The organism is Streptomyces sp. SCUT-3, assembly GCF_014083985.1.
GTDB lineage: Bacteria > Actinomycetota > Actinomycetes > Streptomycetales > Streptomycetaceae > Streptomyces_H > Streptomyces_H thermolineatus.
Map to the genome: position 1 here is coordinate 3,919,588 of NZ_CP046907.1, position 21,775 is coordinate 3,941,362.

The 21,775-nt window shown below is 75.3% G+C and carries 15 protein-coding genes and 1 pseudogene; 13 read left to right on the plus strand and 3 right to left on the minus strand.

What is annotated here, in order from left to right; translation table 11 throughout:
- The first annotated feature begins 47 nt into the window (after positions 1-47).
- From GQS52_RS17340 to GQS52_RS17360, 5 genes and pseudogenes are all read left to right on the plus strand, one after another.
- A complete protein-coding gene (locus GQS52_RS17340; protein WP_182314296.1) occupies positions 48-1,223 on the plus strand; it encodes a uroporphyrinogen-III synthase in 1,176 nt (391 codons plus the stop codon).
- 57 nt (positions 1,224-1,280) lie between these two features.
- A pseudogene (locus tag GQS52_RS28425) lies at positions 1,281-1,550 on the plus strand (CGNR zinc finger domain-containing protein); the annotation flags it as partial.
- Positions 1,551-1,765: 215 nt separating this feature from the next.
- Positions 1,766-4,150 carry a UvrD-helicase domain-containing protein gene (locus GQS52_RS17350; protein ID WP_182314297.1) on the plus strand — a complete coding sequence of 795 codons (2,385 nt, stop codon included), beginning with the start codon at positions 1,766-1,768 and terminating at the stop codon, positions 4,148-4,150.
- 377 nt (positions 4,151-4,527) lie between these two features.
- Positions 4,528-5,946, plus strand: a complete 1,419-nt coding sequence (locus GQS52_RS17355) for an NAD-dependent malic enzyme (protein ID WP_182314298.1) — start codon at positions 4,528-4,530, stop codon at positions 5,944-5,946.
- Between the two features lie 172 nt (positions 5,947-6,118).
- Positions 6,119-6,400: an HU family DNA-binding protein gene (locus GQS52_RS17360; RefSeq protein ID WP_182314299.1), complete on the plus strand. Its 282-nt coding sequence runs from the start codon at positions 6,119-6,121 to the stop codon at positions 6,398-6,400.
- A gap of 162 nt (positions 6,401-6,562) precedes the next feature.
- Here the strand turns inward: GQS52_RS17360 and murA are convergent, their stop codons facing one another.
- Entirely contained in the window at positions 6,563-7,894 is a 1,332-nt protein-coding gene (murA, locus tag GQS52_RS17365; RefSeq protein ID WP_182314300.1) for a UDP-N-acetylglucosamine 1-carboxyvinyltransferase, read from the minus strand.
- Between the two features lie 281 nt (positions 7,895-8,175).
- Here murA and GQS52_RS17370 point away from each other — a divergent pair, with 281 nt between their 5' ends.
- The 5 genes from GQS52_RS17370 to GQS52_RS17390 all read left to right on the plus strand — a co-directional run bounded on the left by GQS52_RS17370 (position 8,176) and on the right by GQS52_RS17390 (position 14,911).
- A complete protein-coding gene (locus GQS52_RS17370) occupies positions 8,176-8,745 on the plus strand; it encodes a YqgE/AlgH family protein (RefSeq protein WP_182314301.1) in 570 nt (189 codons plus the stop codon).
- Between the two features lie 10 nt (positions 8,746-8,755).
- Complete coding sequence (locus tag GQS52_RS17375; protein ID WP_182314302.1) at positions 8,756-9,067, plus strand: DUF3039 domain-containing protein; 312 nt, start codon at positions 8,756-8,758, stop codon at positions 9,065-9,067.
- A gap of 221 nt (positions 9,068-9,288) precedes the next feature.
- On the plus strand, positions 9,289-10,182 hold the full coding sequence (locus GQS52_RS17380) for an FAD binding domain-containing protein (protein WP_259370830.1): 894 nt from the start codon (positions 9,289-9,291) through the stop codon (positions 10,180-10,182).
- A complete protein-coding gene (locus GQS52_RS27095; protein ID WP_259370831.1) occupies positions 10,179-12,575 on the plus strand; it encodes a 2Fe-2S iron-sulfur cluster-binding protein in 2,397 nt (798 codons plus the stop codon). The genes GQS52_RS17380 and GQS52_RS27095 overlap by 4 nt, the downstream gene beginning before the upstream one ends.
- Complete coding sequence (locus GQS52_RS17390; protein WP_259370832.1) at positions 12,572-14,911, plus strand: molybdopterin cofactor-binding domain-containing protein; 2,340 nt, start codon at positions 12,572-12,574, stop codon at positions 14,909-14,911. The genes GQS52_RS27095 and GQS52_RS17390 overlap by 4 nt, the downstream gene beginning before the upstream one ends.
- Positions 14,912-15,028: 117 nt before the next feature.
- On the opposite strand, the gene cutA is transcribed toward GQS52_RS17390, so the two are convergent.
- Positions 15,029-15,349, minus strand: a complete 321-nt coding sequence (gene cutA / locus GQS52_RS17395; protein WP_182314303.1) for a divalent-cation tolerance protein CutA — start codon at positions 15,347-15,349, stop codon at positions 15,029-15,031.
- A gap of 59 nt (positions 15,350-15,408) precedes the next feature.
- Positions 15,409-16,119: a TetR/AcrR family transcriptional regulator gene (locus tag GQS52_RS17400; protein ID WP_182314304.1), complete on the minus strand. Its 711-nt coding sequence runs from the start codon at positions 16,117-16,119 to the stop codon at positions 15,409-15,411.
- Between the two features lie 169 nt (positions 16,120-16,288).
- Between GQS52_RS17400 and GQS52_RS17405 the strand changes: the two genes are divergently transcribed.
- The 3 genes from GQS52_RS17405 to GQS52_RS17415 all read left to right on the plus strand — a co-directional run bounded on the left by GQS52_RS17405 (position 16,289) and on the right by GQS52_RS17415 (position 21,592).
- Positions 16,289-18,556 (plus strand): MMPL family transporter, encoded by a 2,268-nt coding sequence (locus GQS52_RS17405; protein ID WP_182314305.1) that lies wholly within the window; start codon positions 16,289-16,291, stop codon positions 18,554-18,556.
- Positions 18,557-18,874: 318 nt separating this feature from the next.
- Positions 18,875-20,260, plus strand: a complete 1,386-nt coding sequence (locus tag GQS52_RS17410; protein ID WP_259371138.1) for an MFS transporter — start codon at positions 18,875-18,877, stop codon at positions 20,258-20,260.
- Positions 20,261-20,374: 114 nt separating this feature from the next.
- Positions 20,375-21,592: an aromatic acid exporter family protein gene (locus GQS52_RS17415; protein WP_182314307.1), complete on the plus strand. Its 1,218-nt coding sequence runs from the start codon at positions 20,375-20,377 to the stop codon at positions 21,590-21,592.
- The last annotated feature ends 183 nt before the right edge of the window (positions 21,593-21,775 follow it).

The following is a 21,775-nucleotide window of genomic DNA, read 5'->3' on the forward strand; positions in this document are numbered from 1 at the left end:
GGGGTTGGAACCATTCCCGGGTACCTCCAGCGAAACGGGGCACGACGATGAACCCAGCGGACGAGCGGCAGGAACGGGCGGAGCCGGCAGGAGTCCTCCCCCTGGCGGGATTCACCGTGGGCGTCACCGCCGCCAGACGCGCGGACGACCTGGTCGCCCTGCTGGAGCGGCGCGGGGCCGCGGTGCTGCGGGCCCCCGCCCTGCGCATCGTCCCCCTGGCCGACGACGCCGAACTGATGGCCGCGACCGAGGCGCTGACCGCCTCCCGCCCGGACGTGGTGGTCGCCACCACCGCGATCGGCTTCCGGGGCTGGATCGAGGCGGCCGAGGGCTGGGGGCTGGGGGAGGCGCTGCTGGAGGGGCTGCGCGGCACCGAGCTCCTCGCCCGGGGGCCGAAGGTGCGCGGGGCGATCCGCGCGGCCGGACTGCGGGAGGACTGGTCGCCGACCTCGGAGTCGATGGCCGAGGTCCTTCGGCGGCTGCTGGACGAGGGCGTGGCCGGCCGGCGGGTCTGCGTCCAGCTCCACGGCGAGCCGCTGCCCGGGTTCGTCGAGTCGCTGCGGGCGGCCGGCGCCGAGGTCGTGGGCGTCCCCGTCTACCGCTGGATGCCGCCGGAGGACACCGCCCCCGTCGACCGGCTGCTGGACGCGGTCGCCGCCCGCGGGGTCGACGCGGTCAGCTTCACCAGCGCCCCGGCCGTCGCCGGCCTGCTCGCCCGGGCGGCCGAACGCGGCATGCGCGAGGAACTGCTGGAGGCGCTGCGCGGGGACGTGCTGGCGGCCTGCGTCGGCCCGGTCACGGCGATCCCGCTGCAGGAGGCGGACGTGCCGACCGTGCAGCCGGAGCGCTTCCGCCTCGGCCCGCTCGTCCAGCTGCTCTGCGCCGAGCTGCCCGGCCGGGTGCGCCCGCTGCCGGTCGCCGGGCACCGGCTGGAGATCCGCGGCCGCGCCGCGGTCGTCGACGGGCGGCTGAGGGCCCTGCCCCCGGCCGGGATGGCGCTGCTGCGGGCCCTGGCCCGCCGCCCCGGGTGGGTCGTCGCCCGCGCGGAGCTGCTGCGGGCGCTGCCCGGGGAGAGCAGCGACGAGCACGCGGTGGAGACCGCGATGGCCAGGCTGCGCGCGGCCCTGGGGGAGCCGGGGCTGGTGCAGACCGTCGTCAAGCGCGGCTACCGGCTGGCCCTGGACCCTGCCGCGGACACCAAGTACGGCGACCGGCGGGACTGACCCCGTTCGCCCGCCCGCCTGCTCGCCCGCCCGTCCGCCGCCCCGACCACCCGCTCCGCCCCGCGCGCCGTGCGGGGCCGCGACGGGGCCCTGCGCCGTGCCCTGGCCGCCCCTCCCACCTGCGAGCAACTGCTCGGCGCGGTCGCCCGGGACGCGGTGGACCTGCTCACCGACCCCGCCGCGCGGGCCCGGCTGCGCCGCTGCGAGGGCGAGGCGTGCCCGCTGGTCCACCTGGACTCCTCGCGGGGCGGGCGCCGCCGCTGGTGCAGCAGCGAGACCTGCGGCAACCGGGAGCGGGCCGTCCGCCACCGGCGCCGGACGGCGGGGGAGCGCCGCCCCGTCCCGCACCGGCGCCGACCTCCGGTCCCGCGCCGGCCGCCGTACGGGGTGCCGGGCGTGCGTGCGGGCTCCGGGGTGGGATACGGTGCCAGGCTGCCTCGCGGGAATCCGCACGCGGTCGCGTGCGTTGCCCTCCGGGCGGCCTCGCGGGGGGAACGAACAGCGCGGGGCAGGGACGAGCACATGCAGAAGGGGGTCCTTGCGTGACCGCGCAGGACACTGTCCGGGACCGGGAGATCGCGGGCGAGCAGCAGCACCTGGACCGGGTGTACCACCGGCTCGAGGAGAAGATCCACGAGGCCGAGTTCCTCATGGACGACGCCGCCAGGCGCAGCCAGGTGGGCACGCCCGGGGCGCTCGCCGAGCGCGACGCCCAGGTGTTCCGGGCCGGCCTGCACCTGAACCGGCTGAACAACGAGTTCGAGGACTTCCTCTTCGGGCGCATCGACCTGCTCCGCGGGCAGGACGGCCGGCGCGGCCCCGACGGCGCGTTCACCTCCGTCGATCCCGCCGAGGACGCGGTCGGGGAGGGCGGCGAGGCGGCGATCGGCGAGACCCTGCACATCGGCCGCCTGGGCGTCCTGGACGCCGACTACGCGCCGCTGGTCATCGACTGGCGGGCGCCCGCCGCCGCGCCCTTCTACCGGGCCACCCCGGTCGACCCGGGCCGGGTCGTGCGCCGCCGGGTGATCCGCAGCAAGGGCCGGAAGGTCCTGGGCGTCGAGGACGACCTGCTGCGCCCCGAGCTGTCCGTGACCCTGGACGGGGACAGCCTGCCGGTGGTCGGCGACGGCGCGCTGATGGCGGCCCTGGGCCGAGCCCGCAGCCACACCATGCGCGACATCGTCGCCAGCATCCAGGCCGAGCAGGACCTGGTGATCCGGGCCCCGGCCGGCGGCGTCACCGAGGTCACCGGCGGGCCGGGCACGGGCAAGACGGCCGTCGCCCTGCACCGGGCCGCCTACCTGCTCTACCAGGACCGGCGCCGCTACGCCGGCGGCATCCTGGTGGTCAGCCCCACTCCGCTGCTGGTCTCCTACACCGAGGGCGTGCTGCCCTCCCTCGGCGAGGAGGGGCAGGTTGCGATCCGCGCCCTCGGCTCGCTCGCCGAGGACGCGGCCGGGGCCTCGGCGGACGTCTACGACGAGCCGCCGGTGGCCCGGGTCAAGGGGTCGCTGCGCATGGTCAAGGTGCTCCGCAGGGCGGCCCGCGGCGCGCTGGAGGCGCCCGTGCCGGCCGTGCGGCAGGGGCGGGGGGCGGAGTCCGGCGACGACCTGCGGCTCTTCGACGACGAGCCGGCCGGCGCCGCCCCGGCCGGTCCCGCCGTCCCGGCCTCGCTGCGCGTCGTCGCCTTCGGCCGCACCCTGGTGCTGGAGGAGGCGGAGCTCCGCCGGATCCGCAACGCCGCGCTCGGCGGCACCGCCCCGGTCAACCTGCTGCGCCCCAGGGCCCGCCGGCTGCTGCTGGACGCGCTGTGGGCGCAGGCGGCGGCCGGCCGGTCCTTCCCCGACCCGGAGCTGGCCGCCGAGGAGCGCCGCGCCTTCGACGAGGACGTCACCACCGAGGACTCCTTCACCGGCTTCCTCGACGCCTGGTGGCCCGCGCTCACCCCCCGCGCGGTGCTGGCCGCGATGTCGGACGAGAGGCGGCTGGGCCGCTGGGCGCGCCGGGTGCTGAACCCGCGCGAGGTGCGGCTGGTGGCGCGCTCCCTGCGGCGGCTGGACGAGCGGGGGCGGGGCCCGCTGTCGGTGCACGACGTGGCGCTGCTGGACGAACTGGACACGGTCCTGGGCCCGCAGCCGCGCGCGCGGGTGCGCCAGGTCGACCCGCAGGACCAGCTCACCGGGCTGGACGAGGTGACGACCTACGCCGACCGGACGGCCGGCCGCGGCCGGCGGGACCGGCAGGCGGAGGAGCGCACCGACTACGCGCACGTCATCGTCGACGAGGCGCAGGACCTGACGCCGATGCAGTGGCGGATGGTGGGGCGGCGCGGCTCCAACGCGACCTGGACGGTCGTCGGGGACCCCGCGCAGAGCTCGTGGAGCGACCCGGAGGAGGCGCAGCAGGCCCGTGACGAGGCGTTGGGCCGCAGGACCCGCCGCAGTTTCGAACTGACCGTCAACTACCGCAACCCGTCCGAGGTCGCGGAGGTGGCGTCGAAGGTGCTGGCGCTGGCGATGCCGGGGACGAGGCCGCCGGTCGCGGTGCGCTCGACCGGCCTGGTCCCGCGGTTCGCCGTGGCCGGGCCGGACCTGGGCGCCTCGGTGCGGGCGGAGGCCGAGCGGCTGCTGGACGAGGTGGAGGGCACGGTCGGCGTGGTGGTCCCGATGGGGCAGCGGCAGCGGGCCCGCGGCTGGCTGAAGGGCCTGGGCGACCGGGTGGTGGCCCTGGGCAGCCTGGAGGCCAAGGGCCTGGAGTACGACGCGACGCTGGTGGTCTCCCCGGCCGCGGTCGCGGACGAGTCCCCGGCCGGCCTGCGCGTGCTGTACGTGGCGCTGACCCGGGCGACGCAGCGGCTGACGGTGCTGTCCGCGGAGGCGGACCTCCCGGACGCCGACGGCGTGCCGGACCTCCTGCGGGACTGACGCCGACCGGCCGTGCGGTGCCCGAAGAAGGCCGGGCACGAAGAAGGCCGGGCGCCCCTCTTCCGAGGGGCGCCCGGCCGACGCCTGCGACACCGACCCGCCATGCTCGCCTCGCGGCAAGTGGTCGCTCGAAGCGACTAAGGTTGGGCCCGGGGGCTTGGATCGGGCCGGTGCCACGTCCAGGCTAACAAACCCTCCGCGGTTGTCATTCCGTCACGGCTCCGGACCCGCGACCGTTTGGAACGCAAGCTTTCCCCCGCGCCGTCCCCCCGGCAGCTTCGTGCTGCGGCCGCAGGACGGGTTCACGCCTACCGGCCGGTAGGTGGCAGCATCTGTTTGTCACAACAGACAGTGAAAAAAGCGGAGGAAAGTCGACCATGTCAACGGCACCGAGCGTCTCCAACTCCATCACGGTGCGGCTGGAGGTCCCCGCGAGCGGGACCGCGGTCAGCCAGCTGACCACCGCGGTGGAGGCGTCCGGCGGCTCGGTCACCGGCCTGGACGTCACCGCGTCCGGCCACGAGAAGCTCCGCATAGACGTCACCGTCGCCGCCACCTCCACCGGCCACGCCGACGAGATCGTGGAAAAGATCCGCGGCATCGAGGGCGTCTCGATCGGCAAGGTCTCCGACCGGACCTTCCTGATGCACCTCGGCGGCAAGATCGAGATGCACTCCAAGCACCCCATCCGCAGCCGCGACGACCTGTCCATGGTCTACACCCCGGGCGTGGCGCGCGTGTGCACCCAGATCGCGCAGAACCCCGAGGACGCCCGCCGGCTGACCATCAAGCGGAACACCGTCGCCGTCGTCACCGACGGCTCCGCCGTCCTCGGGCTGGGCAACATCGGCCCCATGGCGGCGCTGCCGGTCATGGAGGGCAAGGCCGCCCTGTTCAAGACCTTCGCGGGCATCGACGCCTGGCCGCTGTGCCTGGACACCCAGGACACCGACGCGATCGTGGAGATCGTCAAGGCCGTCGCCCCCGGCTTCGCGGGCATCAACCTCGAGGACATCTCCGCGCCCCGCTGCTTCGAGATCGAGGCCCGGCTGCGCGAGGCCCTGGACATCCCGGTCTTCCACGACGACCAGCACGGCACCGCCATCGTGGTGCTCGCCGCCCTGACCAACGGCCTGCGCGTGGTCGGCAAGAAGATCGAGGACGTGCGGGTCGTCATGTCCGGCGCCGGCGCGGCCGGCACCGCCATCCTCAAGCTGCTGATGGCCGCGGGCCTGCGGCACGCGGTCGTCGCCGACATCCACGGGGTGGTGCACTCCGGCCGCGCCGACCTGGTCGACGCCGACCCGGGCAGCGCCCTGTGCTGGATCGCGGACAACACCAACCCCGAGGGCTTCACCGGCACGCTCAAGCAGGCCGTGCGCGGCGCCGACGTCTTCATCGGCGTCTCCGCCCCCAACGTCATCGACGGCGACGACGTCGCCGCGATGGCCGACGGCGCCATCGTCTTCGCGCTGGCCAACCCCGACCCGGAGGTCGAGCCGGCGGTCGCCCGCCGCACCGCCGCCGTGGTCGCCACCGGCCGCAGCGACTTCCCGAACCAGATCAACAACGTGCTGGTCTTCCCGGGCGTGTTCCGCGGTCTGCTGGACGCGCAGAGCCGTACCGTCGACACCGGCATGATGCTGGCAGCGGCCCGGGCGCTGGCGGACGTGGTGCACGAGGACGAGCTGAACGCGAACTACATTGTGCCCAGCGTCTTCAACGACAAGGTCGCCGGCGCGGTCGCCACGGCGGTCCGGGAGGCCGCCAGGGCAGCGGGTGCCGGAGCGGCGTGACGACACAGAGTCATCAAGCCGTTTACAAGCCGCTTTTCGTGTGACCCTCGCGGGCGCCGGATTGGCATTCCCCCTCTGTATAAGGGCAGGATGCGTATCCGGGCGAGAAGTAGCAACAGCTTGGTACTCACGCCTCAATGGCTCAAACGCAAGATGAACACGGGAGTACGTAATGAACCGCAGTGAGCTGGTTGCCGCTCTGTCCGAGCGTGCCGAGGTGACCCGCAAGGACGCCGACGCGGTGCTGGCCGCCTTCGCCGAGGTCGTCGGCGAGATCGTCGCCAAGGGCGACGAGAAGGTCACCGTCCCGGGCTTCCTGACCTTCGAGCGCACCCACCGCGCCGCGCGCACCGCGCGCAACCCGCAGACCGGTGACCCGATCCAGATCCCGGCCGGCTACAGCGTCAAGGTCTCGGCCGGCTCCAAGCTGAAGGAAGCCGCCAAGGGCAAGTGAGCCCCCGCGGCACCGGCAGGACGACCACCGGTGCCGTGACCGGCCCGGGAGGGCCGCACACAAGCCGCGAGGGCGGCCGCCCGCGAGTCCCGCGGGAGGCCGCCCTCCGCTGTTTCCGCAGGCCCCCGCCCCGGGGGGCCGGGGCCTGCGGCGCCGGGTCCGTCAGCCGGACCGGCCGGGCAGCTCCACCTTGGCGCCCAGCGCCGGGAGCTTGTCCATGAAGTTCTCGTAGCCGCGGTTGATCAGGTCGATGCCGTGCACCCGGGAGGTGCCCTGGGCCGCCAGCGCCGCGATCAGGTACGAGAAGCCGCCGCGCAGGTCGGGGATGACCAGGTCGGCGCCCTGCAGCTTCGTCGGGCCGGAGACCACCGCCGAGTGCAGGAAGTTGCGCTGCCCGAAGCGGCAGGGCGTGCCGCCCAGGCACTCGCGGTACAGCTGGATGTGCGCGCCCATCTGGTTCAGCGCCGAGGTGAAGCCCAGCCGCGACTCGTAGACCGTCTCGTGGACGATGGACAGGCCGGACGCCTGGGTCAGGGCGACCACCAGCGGCTGCTGCCAGTCGGTCTGGAAGCCGGGGTGGACGTCGGTCTCCAGGGCGATCGCGTTCAGCGGGCCGCCCGGGTGCCAGAAGCGGATGCCCTCGTCGTCGATGTCGAAGGCGCCGCCGACCTTCCGGAAGGTGTTGAGGAAGGTCATCATCGAGCGCTGCTGGGCGCCGCGCACGTAGACGTTGCCCTCGGTGGCCAGGGCCGCGCAGGCCCAGGACGCGGCCTCCAGGCGGTCCGGGAGCGCCTGGTGGTTGTAGCCGCCGAGCCGGTCCACGCCGGTGATCCGGATGGTGCGGTCGGTGTCCATGGAGATGATCGCGCCCATCTTCTGCAGCACGCAGATGAGGTCCTCGATCTCCGGCTCCACGGCCGCGTTGCTCAGCTCGGTGACGCCCTCGGCCAGCACGGCCGTCAGCAGCACCTGCTCGGTCGAGCCGACCGAGGGGTAGGGCAGCCGGATCTTGCAGCCGCGCAGCCGCTGCGGGGCCTCCAGGTACTGCCCGTCGGCCCGCTTCTCGATGGTGGCGCCGAACTGCCGCAGCACGTCGAAGTGGAAGTCGATCGGCCGGCCGCCGATGTCGCAGCCGCCCAGGCCCGGGATGAACGCGTGGCCCAGCCGGTGCAGCAGCGGCCCGCAGAACAGGATCGGGATGCGCGAGGAGCCTGCGTGCGCGTCGATGTCGGCGACGTTGGCGCTCTCCACGTGGGAGGGGTCCATGACCAGCTCGCCCGGCTCCTCGCCGGCCCGCACGGTCACCCCGTGCAGTTGCAGCAGGCCGCGGACGACGCGGACGTCCCGGATGTCGGGGACGTTGCGCAGGCGGCTCGGGCTGCTGCCGAGCAGGGCGGCCACCATGGCCTTGGGCACGAGGTTCTTCGCACCTCGGACACGGATCTCGCCCTCGAGCGGGGTGCCGCCATGGACAAGCAGGACGTCGTCGGTCATGGATCTCGCGTTCCTGGAGTTGGGCAGGGGCCAAAGGCCGGTTGGGCCTGTCTGTTCGGTGCCGGCCCTCGGTTCGAGGGGGCCGCCGCACCGCTCATGGAATGGTAATGGCCGCCCGGGGGGCCGCCGATAGGTCCGGGGGTGCGCGGGCGCGTTCCGGACCCGCGGCCGCGCACCCGGCGTCCCCGTACGGGCGCCCAGCGTCACCGCCGCGTCCCGGCGGTGCACCGGATCCGTTGTTGACCATCCCGTTGCGGCCCCGGATGCGGGATCATGTGGGCATGACGGAGGTGTCCTCGCTCACCGGCCGGCTGCTCGTCGCGACACCGGCACTGGCGGACCCGAACTTCGACCGGGCCGTGGTGCTCCTCCTCGACCACGACGAGGAGGGATCGCTCGGAGTGGTCCTGAACCGCCCCACCCCGCTCGGCGTGGGGGACGTACTGGAGCCGTGGGCCGGGCTGGCCGGCTCCCCGCAGGTGGTCTTCCAGGGCGGCCCGGTCTCCCTGGACTCCGCGCTGGGTCTGGCCGTCGTGCCCGGCGAGGCGCAGGAGGGCGACCCGCTGGGGTGGCGCCGGGTGCACGGGGCGATCGGCCTGGTCGACCTGGACGCCCCGCCCGAACTGCTGGCCGCCGAGCTGGGCTCGCTGCGGATCTTCGCCGGTTACGCCGGATGGGGCCCCGGGCAGCTCGAGGACGAGGTCGCCGAAGGCGCCTGGTACGTCGTGGAGTCCGAACCGGGGGACGTCTACTCGCCGGACCCGGAGCGGCTGTGGCGGGCCGTCCTGCGCCGGCAGCGCAGCGAACTGGCGATGGTGGCGACGTACCCGGACGACCCGTCCCTCAATTAGGCTGGCCGTCATGAGCAGCACTCCTCTCGAGCCCGAGCGCGGCGCGGGCACCGGAACCCTCGTCGAGCCGACCCCGCAGGTGTCGAACGGCGACGGCGACCACGAGCGTTTCGCCCACTACGTGCAGAAGGACAAGATCATGGAGAGCGCGCTCTCCGGATCCCCCGTGGTCGCACTGTGCGGCAAGGTGTGGGTGCCCGGGCGCGATCCCAAGAAGTACCCGGTCTGCCCCATGTGCAAGGAGATCTACGAGACCATGGGCCCCGGCGGGGACAAGGACCGCGGCAGGGGCGGCAAGGACAAGGGCGGGCAGAAGGGCTGACACCGCCCGGACCGCACCCGGCGCCGGCCGCCCGGTGCGGTCCGGCCCGGGGCGCGGGCGGCCCGGCCGCCCGCGCCGGCCGTCGCCGCCCGTCGTGGACCCAGGCAGCACACGGACCCGAAGATGTGCCAGAGTTGCCACGTCCGCGCTGTCGGCACGTACCGTACGGCGCACAGCGACGATCGCGGCTGCCGCCGCGCGGCCGGGGAAGGGGCAGCTGGGTGAGCACATCCGGACGGCACATGGCGCGCACGGTGACCCTGCCCGCCTCGCTCGACGAGGCGGTGGCGGCACTGTCGGCCATGCCCGCGGCGGTGCCCGTCGCCGGCGGAACCGACCTGATGGCCTCCGTCAACTCCGGACTGCTGCGCCCCGCCGGGCTCATCGGCCTCGGCCGGGTCAACGAACTGCGCGGCTGGCAGTACCAGGACGGCCACGCCCTCCTGGGCGCCTGCCTCACCCACGCCCGCATGGGCCGCCCCGACTTCGCCGCGCTGATCCCCGGACTGGCCGCCGCCGCCCGCGCCGCCGGCCCCCCGCAGGTCCGCAACGCCGGCACGCTCGGCGGCAACATCGTCACCGCCGCGCCCACCGGCGACGCGCTGCCGGTGCTGGCGGCTCTGGAGGCGACGGTGCTCCTCCTCGGCCCCGAGGGGGCCCGGGAGGTCCCCGTCAGCCACCTGCTCACCGGCATGGACCCGCTGCGCCCCGGCGAACTCCTCACCCACGTGCGCGTGCCGCTGCTGCACGCGCCCCAGACCTTCCTCAAGGCCACCGGCCGCACCGGCCCCGGACGCGCCACCGCCTCGGTGTGCGTCGTCCTGGACCCGGCGCGCCGCGGAGTGCGGTGCGCGGTGGGCGCGGTGGCCCCGATGCCGCTGCGGCCCCTGGAGGCGGAGGCCTGGGTGGCCTCCCTCGTCGACTGGGACGGCGAGCGGAAGCTCGACCCCGAGGCGTGCACGGCCTTCGGCGAGTACGTCGCCGAGGCGTGCATCCCCGCCCCGGCGCCGGACGACGGCAGCGCCGAGTCCGGGACGCTCTCCGCCGCCGTCGTGCACCTGCGGCGTACCGTTGCCGCACTGGCCCGCCGAGCACTGGGAAGGGCGCTGGCATGACCGACGCGGACGACACCCGGGGCGAGGGGATGGACGGACAGCAGCCGCAGTACGAGGGCGGGTTCGAGCCGGGCCGGGGCGTGTGGCAGCCGCTGCCCCACGGGGGCGAGTACGACTCCGACTCCACCATGAGCGTGCCGCTCGACGCCATGGGCCTGCCGGACCTGTCGGCCATGCCCGGCCTCACCGACCCGCTGGCCGCACCGGGCCACGGCTACGCGCCGCCGCCCGGGCAGTGGCACGCGGACCAGGACCGCCCCCACTCCGCCCCCGCCGCGCCCCACGACGGAACCCCCTACCCGGACGCCCCCCACGACGGGGCGGCGTACGGGGACGCCCGGCACGGCGACACCTCCTACGGCGGGAGCCCGTACGGGGCCCAGTACGCCGGCGCCCAGTACGCCGGCGCCCAGTACGCCGGCGCCCAGTACGAGGGAGCGCCGGGCTACGGGAGTGCGCAGTACGGGGAATCCCACTACGAGGAGCCCCGCTACGGGGAGGCGCAGTACGGCGCGCCGGGCGAGGGCGCCCCGGGGGACTCGGGGCAGTGGCAGGTCCCCGGTCCGGGTGAATACGCGGAGCAGTCCGGCGCGGAGTCCGGTGCTCCCGGGTCCGGTGCCCCTGGGGGCGGGGGTTCCGGGGAGTACGGGTTCGAGTACGGGGTCCCGGACGGTTCCGGGCAGTGGCAGGTGCCGCAGGAGGCCGCGCAGGGCGTTCCGGAGGGTGTGCCGCAGGGCGAGGGGTCGGGGGAGTACCGCTTCGACCACGGTGTTCCGGGGGATTCGGGGCAGTGGCAGGTCCCCGGTCCGGGTGAATACGCGGAGCAGTCCGGCGCGGAGTCCGGTGCTCCCGGGTCCGGTGCCCCTGGGGGCGGGGGTTCCGGGGAGTACGGGTTCGAGTACGGGGTCCCGGACGGTTCCGGGCAGTGGCAGGTGCCGCAGGAGGCCGCGCAGGGCGTTCCGGAGGGTGTGCCGCAGGGCGAGGGGTCGGGGGAGTACCGCTTCGACCACGGTGCCCCGGGGGATTCCGGGCAGTGGCAGGTCCCCGACCCGGGTGAATACGCGGAACAGCCCGGCACGGACGCCGCCGACGGGCGGGGAACGCCCGCGCAGGAGGAGTACGCGCAGGACGGGTACACGCAGGGCGGGTACGCGCAGGACCGGCACGGGGAGCAGTCGGCCGTGCACGGGGAGCCCGGACCCGCCTACGAGGTCCCCGCCGCCCCGGCGGAGGACGTGCCCCCGCACGACCCGCACGTCCCGGACGCACAGCACGTCCCGGACGCACAGCACGTCCCGGACGCACCGCACGTCCCGGATGCTTCGGACGCTTCGGAGCCCTCCGACGCGCCGCACGCCGGGGGCGGCGGCGAGTACGACGGACACGGTGACGGTGTCCGGGAGCCGTACGACCCCCGTGCCGTCTCCGGCGGGCAGTTCGGCCACCCGGGCGGGTTCGGCGGCACCGGCCAGTGGGAGATCCCGGCCTCCTCCGACCTGCGGGACGAGTCGATCGAGTACCCGATCGACCGGATCGCGTCCCTCGGGGCCGCCGCCGGACCGGCCGGGGAGCCCGGCGTCCCCGGCGCCGGGCTCCCCGGATCCGCCGCGCCCGCGCTCGAACCCGAACCCGAACCGGCACCCGAACCCGCGGACGGCACCGGCGACCGGGGCGGGGACGCAGGGCCCTCCCTCCCGGACGGCTCCGGCGAGTCCGCCGTGCCGCCGTCCGCCGCGCCGCCGCCCCCCGCCCCCGGGGACCCCGAGGGCGAACCGGTCGACGACCCGTACCTCGAGCACCCCCTGGCCTCCTACGTGCTGCGGGTCAACGGCGCCGAGCGGCCCGTCACCGACGCGTGGATAGGGGAGTCCCTCCTCTACGTGCTGCGCGAGCGCCTCGGGCTCGCCGGGGCGAAGGACGGCTGCGAGCAGGGGGAGTGCGGCGCCTGCTCGGTCCAGGTCGACGGCCGCCTGGTCGCCTCCTGCCTGGTGCCCGCTGCGACCACCGCCGGCTGCGAGGTGCGCACGGTGGAGGGCCTGGCCGTCGACGGGCGGCCGTCCGACGTGCAGCGGGCCCTGGCCGAGTCCGGCGCGGTGCAGTGCGGCTACTGCATCCCGGGCATGGCGATGACCGTCCACGACCTGCTCGAGGGCAACCACCGGCCCACCGAGCTGGAGGCCCGCCAGGCGCTGTGCGGCAACCTGTGCCGCTGCTCCGGGTACCGGTCGGTGCTCGACGCGGTCCGCCGCGTGGCCGACGAACGGGAGGCGGCCGAGGCGGCCGCCGCGGGCGACGCCTACGGCGCCGCCGACGCCGACACCGACGCGGCGGGCGTCCCGCACCCGACCGGCCTCCAGGGGGCCGACAGCAGGGACGGAGGAGACCCGGCGTGACCACCGGACCCGACGCGACGACGGTTGCTCCGTCCGGTGGAACGCCGGTCGGCCCGGCCGGTGCGCAGGAGGCGCCCGCCCCGTTCGGGCTGGGGGCGTCCCTGATGCCCGAGGACGCCTCCGCGAAGACGCAGGGCACCTTCCCCTACGCCGCCGACCTGTGGGCGGAGGGGCTGCTGTGGGCCGCGGTGCTGCGCTCCCCGCACCCGCACGCCCGCATCGTCTCCGTCGACACCTCGGCCGCCGAGGCGATGGCCGGCGTGTGCTCCGTCGTCACCCACGACGACGTGCCCGGCGACCCCATGCACGGCCGGCGCGTCGCCGACCGGCCGGTGTTCGCCAAGGACGTCGTGCGCCACCACGGGGAGCCGATCGCCGCCGTCGCCGCCGACCACCCGGACACCGCCCGGCTGGCCGCCGCGGCGATCGCCGTCGAGTACGAGGTGCTGGAGCCGGTCACCGACCCGGAGAAGGCGTTCAACGAGCCGCCGCTGCACCCCGACGGCAACCTGGTGCGCTACATCCCGCTGCGCTTCGGCGACGCCGGGGCGGTCGGCGAGGTGGTGGTCGACGGCCTGTACCGGATCGGGCGTCAGGACCCGGCGCCGATCGGGGCGGAGGCCGGCCTGGCCGTGCCCCGGCCGGACGGCGGCGTGGAGCTGTACGTGGCCTCCACCGACCCGCACGCCGACCGCGACCTGGCCGCCGCCTGCTACGGCCTGGAGCCGGAGCGGGTGCGGGTCGTCGTCACCGGCGTGCCCGGGGCGACCGGCGACCGCGAGGACCCGGGGACGACGATCCCGCTGGGCCTGCTGGCACTGCGCACCGGCCGCCCGGTGAAGTACGTGGCCACCCGGGAGGAGTCGTTCCTCAGCCACGCACACCGCCACCCCACCCTGCTGCGCTACCGTCACCACGCCGACTCCGAGGGCCGGTTGGTGAAGGTCGAGGCGCAGATCCTGCTGGACGCGGGCGCCTACGCGGACACCTCCGCCGAGGCGCTGGCCGCCGCGGTCTCCTTCGCGGCCGGCCCGTACGTGGTGCCGCACGTCTTCGTCGAGGGCTGGGCGGTGCGCACCAACAACCCGCCGTCGGGGCACGTGCGGGGCGAGGGCGCGATGCAGGTGTGCGCGGCCTACGAAGGGCAGATGGACAAGCTCGCGGCGAAACTGGGCCTGGACCCGGTCGAGCTGCGGATGCGCAACGTGATGGCCACCGGCGACCTGCTGCCGACCGGGCAGGCCGTCACCTGCCCCGCTCCCGTGGGCGAGTTGCTCAAGGCGGTGCGCGACGAGCCGCTGCCCGCACTGCCGTTGGACACCCCGGAGAGCGAGTGGCTGCTGCCGGGCGGCCTCGAGGGCGCGGGGGAGCCGGGCGCGGTCCGGCGCGGCGTCGGCTACGCGCTGGGCATGGTGCACATGCTGGGCGCCGAGGGCGCCGACGAGGTGTCCACGGCGACCGTCCGGGTCCACGACGGCGAGGCGTCGGTGATCTGCGCCGCGGTCGACACCGGCCAGGGCTTCGCCACGCTGGCCCGCCAGATCGTCCAGGAGGTCCTGGGGGTGGAGACGGTGCACGTGCTGCCCGTCGACTCCGACCAGCCTCCTGCCGGGCCGTCGGCGCGCGGCCGCCACACCTGGGTCTCCGGCGGGGCGGTGGAGCGGGCCGCGAAGATGGTGCGCACCCAGCTCCTGCAGCCGCTGGCCGCCAAGTTCGGCATGTCGGCCGAGCTGCTGACCATCGCCGACGGGAAGATCACCTCCTACGACGGGGTGCTGAGCACCACGGTCGCGGAGGAGGTCGCGGGCAAGGAGCTGTGGGCGACCGCGCAGTGCCGCCCGCACCCGACCGAGCCGCTCAACGACAGCGGGCAGGGCGACGCCTTCGTCGGCCTGGCCTTCGCCGCGATCCGCGCGGTGGTCGACGTGGACATCGAGATGGGCTCGATCCGGGTCGTGGAGATGGCCGTGGCCCAGGACGTGGGCCGGGTGCTCAACCCGCGCCGGCTGCGGGCCAGGATCGAGGCCGGGGTGACGCAGGGTGTCGGCATGGCGCTGATGGAGAACCTGCGGACCTCGCGCGGCCTGGTCAAGCGGCCCGACCTGACCGGGTACTCCCTGCCGACGGCGCTGGACGCGCCGGACGTGCGGGTCGTGAAGCTGATCGAGGAGCGGGACGTGGTCGCCTCGTTCGGCGCCAAGGCCGCGAGCGCGGTGCCGGTGGTCACCTCCCCGGCGGCCGTCGCGGCGGCGGTGCGGGCGGCCACCGGCCGCCCGGTCAACCGCCTGCCGATCCGCCCGCAGAGCGCCGTGGCCGCCCCCGGCCCGCAGGGCTGACGGGCGCCGGGCCGCCGGCGGGACCCCGCCCCGGCCCGCCGCCCGGCCCGGCGCCGCGGGATCCCGCCGCGGCCCGCCGCCCGGCCCGGCGACGGCAATCCCGCCCTCGGCGCCCGGTCAGGCCGTGGTCTCCGTGCTCAGCCAGGCGAGGTACTCGTCGCTGCCGGCGGTGATCGGGGTGGCGATGATCTCGGGCGTGTCGTAGGTGTGGACGGCCTTGATGTGGGCCTCCAGTTCCGGGTAGCGCGCCGCGGTGGTCTTGTAGAGGACCCGCCACTCGGCGTCGTGCTCCACCTTCCCCTGCCAGCGGTAGACGCTGCGGACGGGGCCGTCGACCTGCGCGCAGGCGGCGAGCCGCTTCTCCACGGCGCCGGCGGCGAGCGCCTCGGCCCGCTCCGCGCTGTCGGCCGTGGTCAGGACGGCAAGGTGGTCGGACACGGTCGGCCCCTCCTTCGTCGGTCGACAGGACCGTACCGCGCCCCGTCCCCGGCCGGCGGTCAGCCGCCTGCGGCCTCGCGGACGAGTGCGGCGGCCCGCTCCGGGGACACGCCGACCACGACCAGGCAGGCCCGTGCGGTGGCGGCGGCCGCGCCGTCGGTGGGCAGCAGGCCGTCGTTGAGGGCCTGGAGCAGGGTGATGACGGACGACATCAGCAGGCGGGTGAGGACCGCGGGGGGAAGGTGGTCGGAGAACAGGTCCTGCCGCCGTCCCTGCTCCAGCAGGTCGGTGATGAATGTCAGGGACGGGTCCAGGGCCGTGACGAGGCCGCGGTCGCTCTGGGGGCCGGCGCACTCGTCGACCGTCATCAGCAGCCGCCACTGGTCGCCGACCGCGAAGGCCGCCAGCAGGGCCCGGGCCAGGGCCAGGTCGGGGGCCTCGTGCGGACGCCGGCTGCGTTCGAGGGCGGCGTGGGCCTCGGCGCCGGCCAGCCCGGAGAGGCCGTCGATCAGGGCGTCGCGGCTGGGGAAGTGCCCGTAGAGGGTGCGGCGCACCACGCCGGCGGCGCGGGCGATGTCGTCCATCGTCGCGGCCGGGTCGCGGATCAGCTCGGCCTGGGCGACGGCCAGGATCCGCTGCCGGTTCTGCAGGGCGCGGCTGCCTGCGGGGCGGGGCTCGGGCTGCCCCGCCCGGTCCTTCCGCTCCGGCCGGGCCTCCGGCTGCTCCGGCCGGAGACCCGGCCGTTCCGCCCGGACTTCCGGCTGCTGCATGCGGCTCTCCTCGTGCGCTTGTATCCCTTCAATCATATTTGCACATCGCTGTGCAATTGATTAAGTTGCACAAGGGTGTGCAACTGAGGCCCGGCGGTGTGCCGTCCTCCCCCGGCAGCCCTTCCCGCAGTCCTTTCCCGCAGTCCTCTCCCGAGGAGTCACAACCACGATGGCCTCCCTGCTCTACAGGCTCGGCCGCGCCGCCTACCGCGGCCGCCGGCTCGTCCTCGCGATATGGGCCGTCCTCCTGGCGGCCCTGGTGGGCGCCGTGCTGGCCTTCGGCGGCACCATGGACGACGAGTTCACGATCCCCGGATCCGAGTCCCAGAAGGCGCTCGACGAGATGGCGGAGACGTTCCCCGCCGCCGCCGGCACCAGCGCCCAGATCGTCTTCACCGCCCCCGACGGCGAGAAGGTGACCGACCCGAAGTACGCCGCCGCGATCACCGCCGTGCTGAAGGAGGCCGAGGGCGCGCCCCAGGTCACCGCGGTCGTCTCGCCCTTCGACGCGAAGACGATCACGCGCGACCGGGGCACCGCGCTCGCCCAGGTCCAGTACGGCACCGACGTGCCCGGCCTGCACGAGGGCACCCTCGACGCCCTGGAGGAGACCCCGGCCGCCGCCGAGAAGGCCGGCCTGGAGACCCGCGTGGGCGGGCTCGCCTACGCCGAGAAGTCCGTGCCGGTCAGCGCCAAGGAGGGCATCGGCGTCCTCGTCGCGCTCGTCGTCCTGGGCGTCACCTTCGGCTCGCTGCTGGCCGCCGGCATGCCGCTGCTCACCGCCCTGGTCGGCGTCGGCGCGGGCATGGCCGGGCTGATGGCCCTCACCGATGTCGTCACCGTCTCCTCCAGCGCCCCCACCCTGGCCCTGATGCTCGGCCTGGCCGTCGGCATCGACTACGCGCTGTTCATCCTGTCCCGGCACCGCTCCCAGCTGGCCCGGGGCATGGACCCCGAGGAGTCCACGGGCGTGGCCACCGGCACCGCGGGCAGCGCCGTGATCTTCGCCGGGCTGACCGTCGTCATCGCCCTGGCCGGCCTGACCGTGGTGCGGATCCCGTTCCTGACCGTGATGGGCCTGGCCGCCGCCGCCACGGTCGCCGTCGCCGTCGTCGTCGCGATCACCCTGCTGCCCGCCCTGCTCGGCTTCGCCGGCAACCGCCTCGCCCCCAAGCCGGGCTCGCGCGCCGACCGCCGCGAGCAGGCCGCGGCCGCAGCCCACGCCGACGACGCCCCCGCGGGCAATTTCGGCGAGCGCTGGGCGCAGCTGGTCACCGCCAAGCCGCTGCTGACCGTCCTGGCCGTGGTCGCCGCCCTGGTCGCCGTGGCCGTCCCCGCCCGCGACCTGCAGCTCGCCCTGCCGGACAACGGCTCCGCCGCGGCCGGCAGCAACGAGCGCGAGACCTACGACCTGGTCTCCGAGAAGTTCGGCCCCGGCTTCAACGGCCCGCTGGTGCTCTTCGCCGACATCTCCGCCGTCCCCGCCGGCAAGGACGGGCAGGGCGTGCAGAAGGCCCTGCAGGCCATCGTGGCGGACCTCGACAAGACGGACGGCGTGGTCGGCGCGGCGCCGCAGCAGGTCGACCCGGAGAAGGGGAAGGCCGTCGTCACGGTCGTCCCCGAGACCGGGCCGAGCGACGAGCGCACCAAGGACCTCGTCCACGAGATCCGCGACCGCGCCGGGCAGTGGGAGGACGAGACCAAGGTGACGTTCGCCGTCACCGGCGCCACCGCCGTCGCCATCGACGTCTCCGAGCGCCTCGACGAGTCGCTGCTGCCGTTCCTGCTCGTGGTGGTCGGCCTCTCCCTGGTCCTGCTGCTCCTGGTCTTCCGCTCCCTGGTGGTGCCGGTCAAGGCGACGCTCGGCTTCCTCCTCAGCGTCGCGGCGAGCTTCGGCGCCGTGGTCGCGGTCTTCCAGTGGGGCTGGCTCGCCGACGCCCTCGGCGTCACCGCCACCGGCCCGGTCATCAGCTTCCTGCCGATCATCCTGATCGGCGTGCTCTTCGGCCTGGCCATGGACTACGAGGTCTTCCTCGTCTCCCGGATGCGGGAGGCGTACATGCACGACCGGCACCCGCTGCGCGCCGTCCACACCGGCGCCCGCTACGCCTCGCGCGTGGTCACCGCCGCGGCGCTGATCATGTTCGCGGTCTTCGCCAGCTTCGTCCTCGCCGACGACGCCATCATCAAGTCGATGGCCTTCGGGCTCGCCCTCGGCGTGCTGGTGGACGCCTTCGTGGTGCGGATGACCCTCGTGCCGGCGGTGCTCGCCCTGGTCGGGAAGGCCGCGTGGTGGCTGCCCCGGTGGCTGGACCGGCTGCTGCCCGACCTCGACATCGAGGGCGAGAAGCTGACCCGCACCGCTGCCGCCGAGCACACCGCCGAACCGCAGGGCGACCGGACCGCCGCCGGGGCGGACCTCGCGAAGAAGGGCTGACGGCCCGAAGCCGCCACGCTCCCGGGCGCGCCCTCCCGGCGCCCCCGGCACGCTCTCCCGGCACGCCCGCCGGACGCCCCGTCCGCCGGACGCCCGGCCCGGGTGCGGCCCCCGGACCCCGGGCCGCACCCCCGATCCCCCGGACCTGTGCCAAGGTCCGGGGGATCCCCCGTTCCGAAGGAAGGGGCCCGGGCGCCCTGCACCCCTTACTCTGAGCGGGTGACCGTCCCCGACCGAACCACCGGCACCGGCTCCGAGCCCCACCCCGACACCGGCCCGGACAGCGGCCCCGCCGGCCCCGCCACCGGCCCCGGCCCCCTGCCCGACGGCGAGGGGGCCTTCGGCCGCACCTACCGTGCCCTGACCCTGGGCATCGTCTCCTGCGTGCTGCTGGTGGCCTTCGAGGCGACCGCGGTGAACACCGCGATGCCGGCCGCCGCCCGGGACCTGGACGGCCTCGCCCTCTACGCCTACGCCTTCTCCGGCTTCTTCACGACCTCGCTGTTCTCCATGATCGTCAGCGGCCGGTGGTGCGACCGGCGCGGCCCCCTCGCGCCCCTCTTCGCGGGCATAGGCCTCTTCGCCGGGGGACTGGTCGTCTCCGGCACGGCCCCGGACATGTGGCTGTTCGTCCTGGGGCGCGCCGTGCAGGGCCTCGGCGGCGGCCTGCTGATCGTGGCGCTGTACGTCGTCGTCGGCCGGGCCTATCCGGAGAGGCTGCGCCCCGCCGTCATGGCGTCCTTCTCCGCGGCGTGGGTCGTGCCGTCCATCGTCGGCCCCCTGGTCTCCGGGACCGTCACCGAGCAGCTGGGCTGGCGGTGGGTCTTCCTCGCCGTCCCCGTGCTGGTCGCCCTGCCCGTCGCCGTCATGCTGCCCGCCCTGCGGCGGATCGCGGGCCGGGACGTCGACGGGCCCGCGCCCGGAACCGGCCCCGAGCCGGACGGCGACCGGCGGGACGGCCGCCGCCGGATCCGGCTCGGTGCGGCCGCCGCGCTCGGCGCGGCGCTGCTCCAGTACGCGGGGCAGGACCTGCGCTGGTCCGCCCTGCTGCCCGCGGCCGCCGGCGCCGCGCTGCTCGTCCCCTCGATCCTGCGGCTGCTCCCGGCCGGGACCTTCCGGGCCGCCCGCGGCCTGCCGTCCGTGATCCTGCTGCGCGGCCTCGCCGCGGGCGCCTTCTTCTCGGCGGAGAGCTTCGTGCCGCTGATGCTGGTCACCCAGCGGGGCCTGACCGTCACCCAGGCCGGGCTGTCCCTGGCCACGGGCGGGGTGAGCTGGGCGCTCGGCTCGTACCTGCAGAGCCGGCCGGCCCTGCAGCAGCACCGCCACCGGCTCGTCCGGGCCGGCATGGTGCTGGTCGCCGTGTCGATCGCCGGGGCCGCGGCGGTCCTGATCCCCGGCGCGCCCGTCTGGATCCCCGCACTGGCCTGGTGCGTCGGCGGGTTCGGCATGGGGATGACCATCAGCAGCGTGGGCGTCCTGCTCCTCCAGCTCTCCCCGCCGGCCGAGGCGGGCAGCAACTCCGCCTCCCTGCAGGTCTCCGACGCCCTCGGCAACGTCGGCCTCGTCGCCGCCTGCGGGGTCGTCTTCGCCGCGCTCGGCGCCGACCGCTCCCCGGTGGCCTTCGCCGCCGTCCTGCTGCCCATGGCCTTCGTCGCCCTCCTCGCCGCGGCCGTCGCCGGCCGCCTGCGCCCCCGGCGGGGGTGAGCCCGCGCCCGGGCCGGCCGGGCCCGTCCCGCCCCTCCCGCCCCTCCCGCCGCGGCGGGAGCCGAAGGGGCTGCGGGCTGCGTTGCCCGGGGCCGGCCGGGGAAGGGGCAGGGAATGCCCGCCGTACCCGAACCCGTGGTGCAGATCGTCAGGAGGAGCAGGGAGCCCGTCGTCGTGCAGACGGTGCGCTCCACGGTGGCCGCGGTCCTGGCCTATGCGACGGCCCTGTGGCTGACCGACATCAAGGCCCCGCTGACCGCCCCGCTGACCGCGCTGCTCGTCGTCCAGGTCACCCTCTACGCCACCCTCACCACCGGCATCCGCCGGGTCAACAGCGTGGTGGTGGGGGTGGTGATCGCGGTCGGTTTCAGCTCCATGGTCGGCCTGAGCTGGTGGAGCCTGGGGCTGATCATCCTCGCCTCGCTGGTCGTCGGGCACTTCGTGCGGGTCGGCGAGTTCGTCCCCGAGGTGGCGATCAGCGCCATGCTGGTGCTGGGCGTGAGCAGCGCGCAGGCGACCGCGCTGGAACGGGTGGAGGAGACCCTGATCGGCGCCGCCGTCGGCCTGCTGCTGAACGGCCTGTTCGCCCCTCCGGTGTGGGTGCAGTCCGCCGGGGAGGCCATCGAGGACCTCGCCTCCCGGCTGGCCGGGCTGCTGCGCCGGCTCGGTGACGAGCTCGCGGCCGAGACCTCCGTCGAGCGGTCCGCGGAGCGGCTGCACGAGGCCCGGAGGCTGGACAACGAGATCACCCGGGTGGACGCGGAGCTCTCCCAGGCCGAGGAGAGCCTGCGGTTCAACCCGCGGGTCCGTGAGGGCCTGCTCACCCGGGTCGTGCTGCGCACCGGACTGGACACCCTGGAGATCTGCGCGGTCCTGACGCGCACCGTCTCCCGCGCACTGACCGACCTGGCCAAGGAGCGCACCGACGAGCCGATGTTCGCCGAGCCGGTGTGCTCGGCGGTCAAGGAGCTGTTCGGGCACGTCGCCGGCGCGGTGCACAGTTTCGGCCAACTCGTCACCACCTCGGCGTCGGCCAACGCCGAGGAGGCGGAGACCCGGCTGTCCGCCGAGCTCGCCGCGAGCCGGGCCGCCCGCGACCGCGTCGCCGACCTGCTGCTCGTCCAGGTCCAGGACCACCCGCGCCAGTGGCAGCTGCACGGCGCGCTGCTGGCCGACGTCGACCGGCTGCTGGACGAGCTCGACGTGGAGAAGCGGTCCCTGCGGCTGGCCGAGGAGCTCGACCGCTACTCGCGCGAGCAGGGGCCCTCGGGCCCGGTGGCCCGCCGCCTGGGCAGGCTCCTGCGGCGCCGCCGCACCAGGCGCCGCAGCTGACCGGGCCGCCCGACGCCGGGCCCGGAGAACCGCCCCGGCCCCGACCCGGAGAGCCGCCCCGACCCCGGGCCCGGAGAGCCGCTCCGGACCACCCGGTCGGCCGACCGCCGAGAGGCGGTACGCGGCAGTACGTGGTCGCATGGGGTGCAGGCATCCGGGGGGGCCGCGGGCCGCGACCGAAGC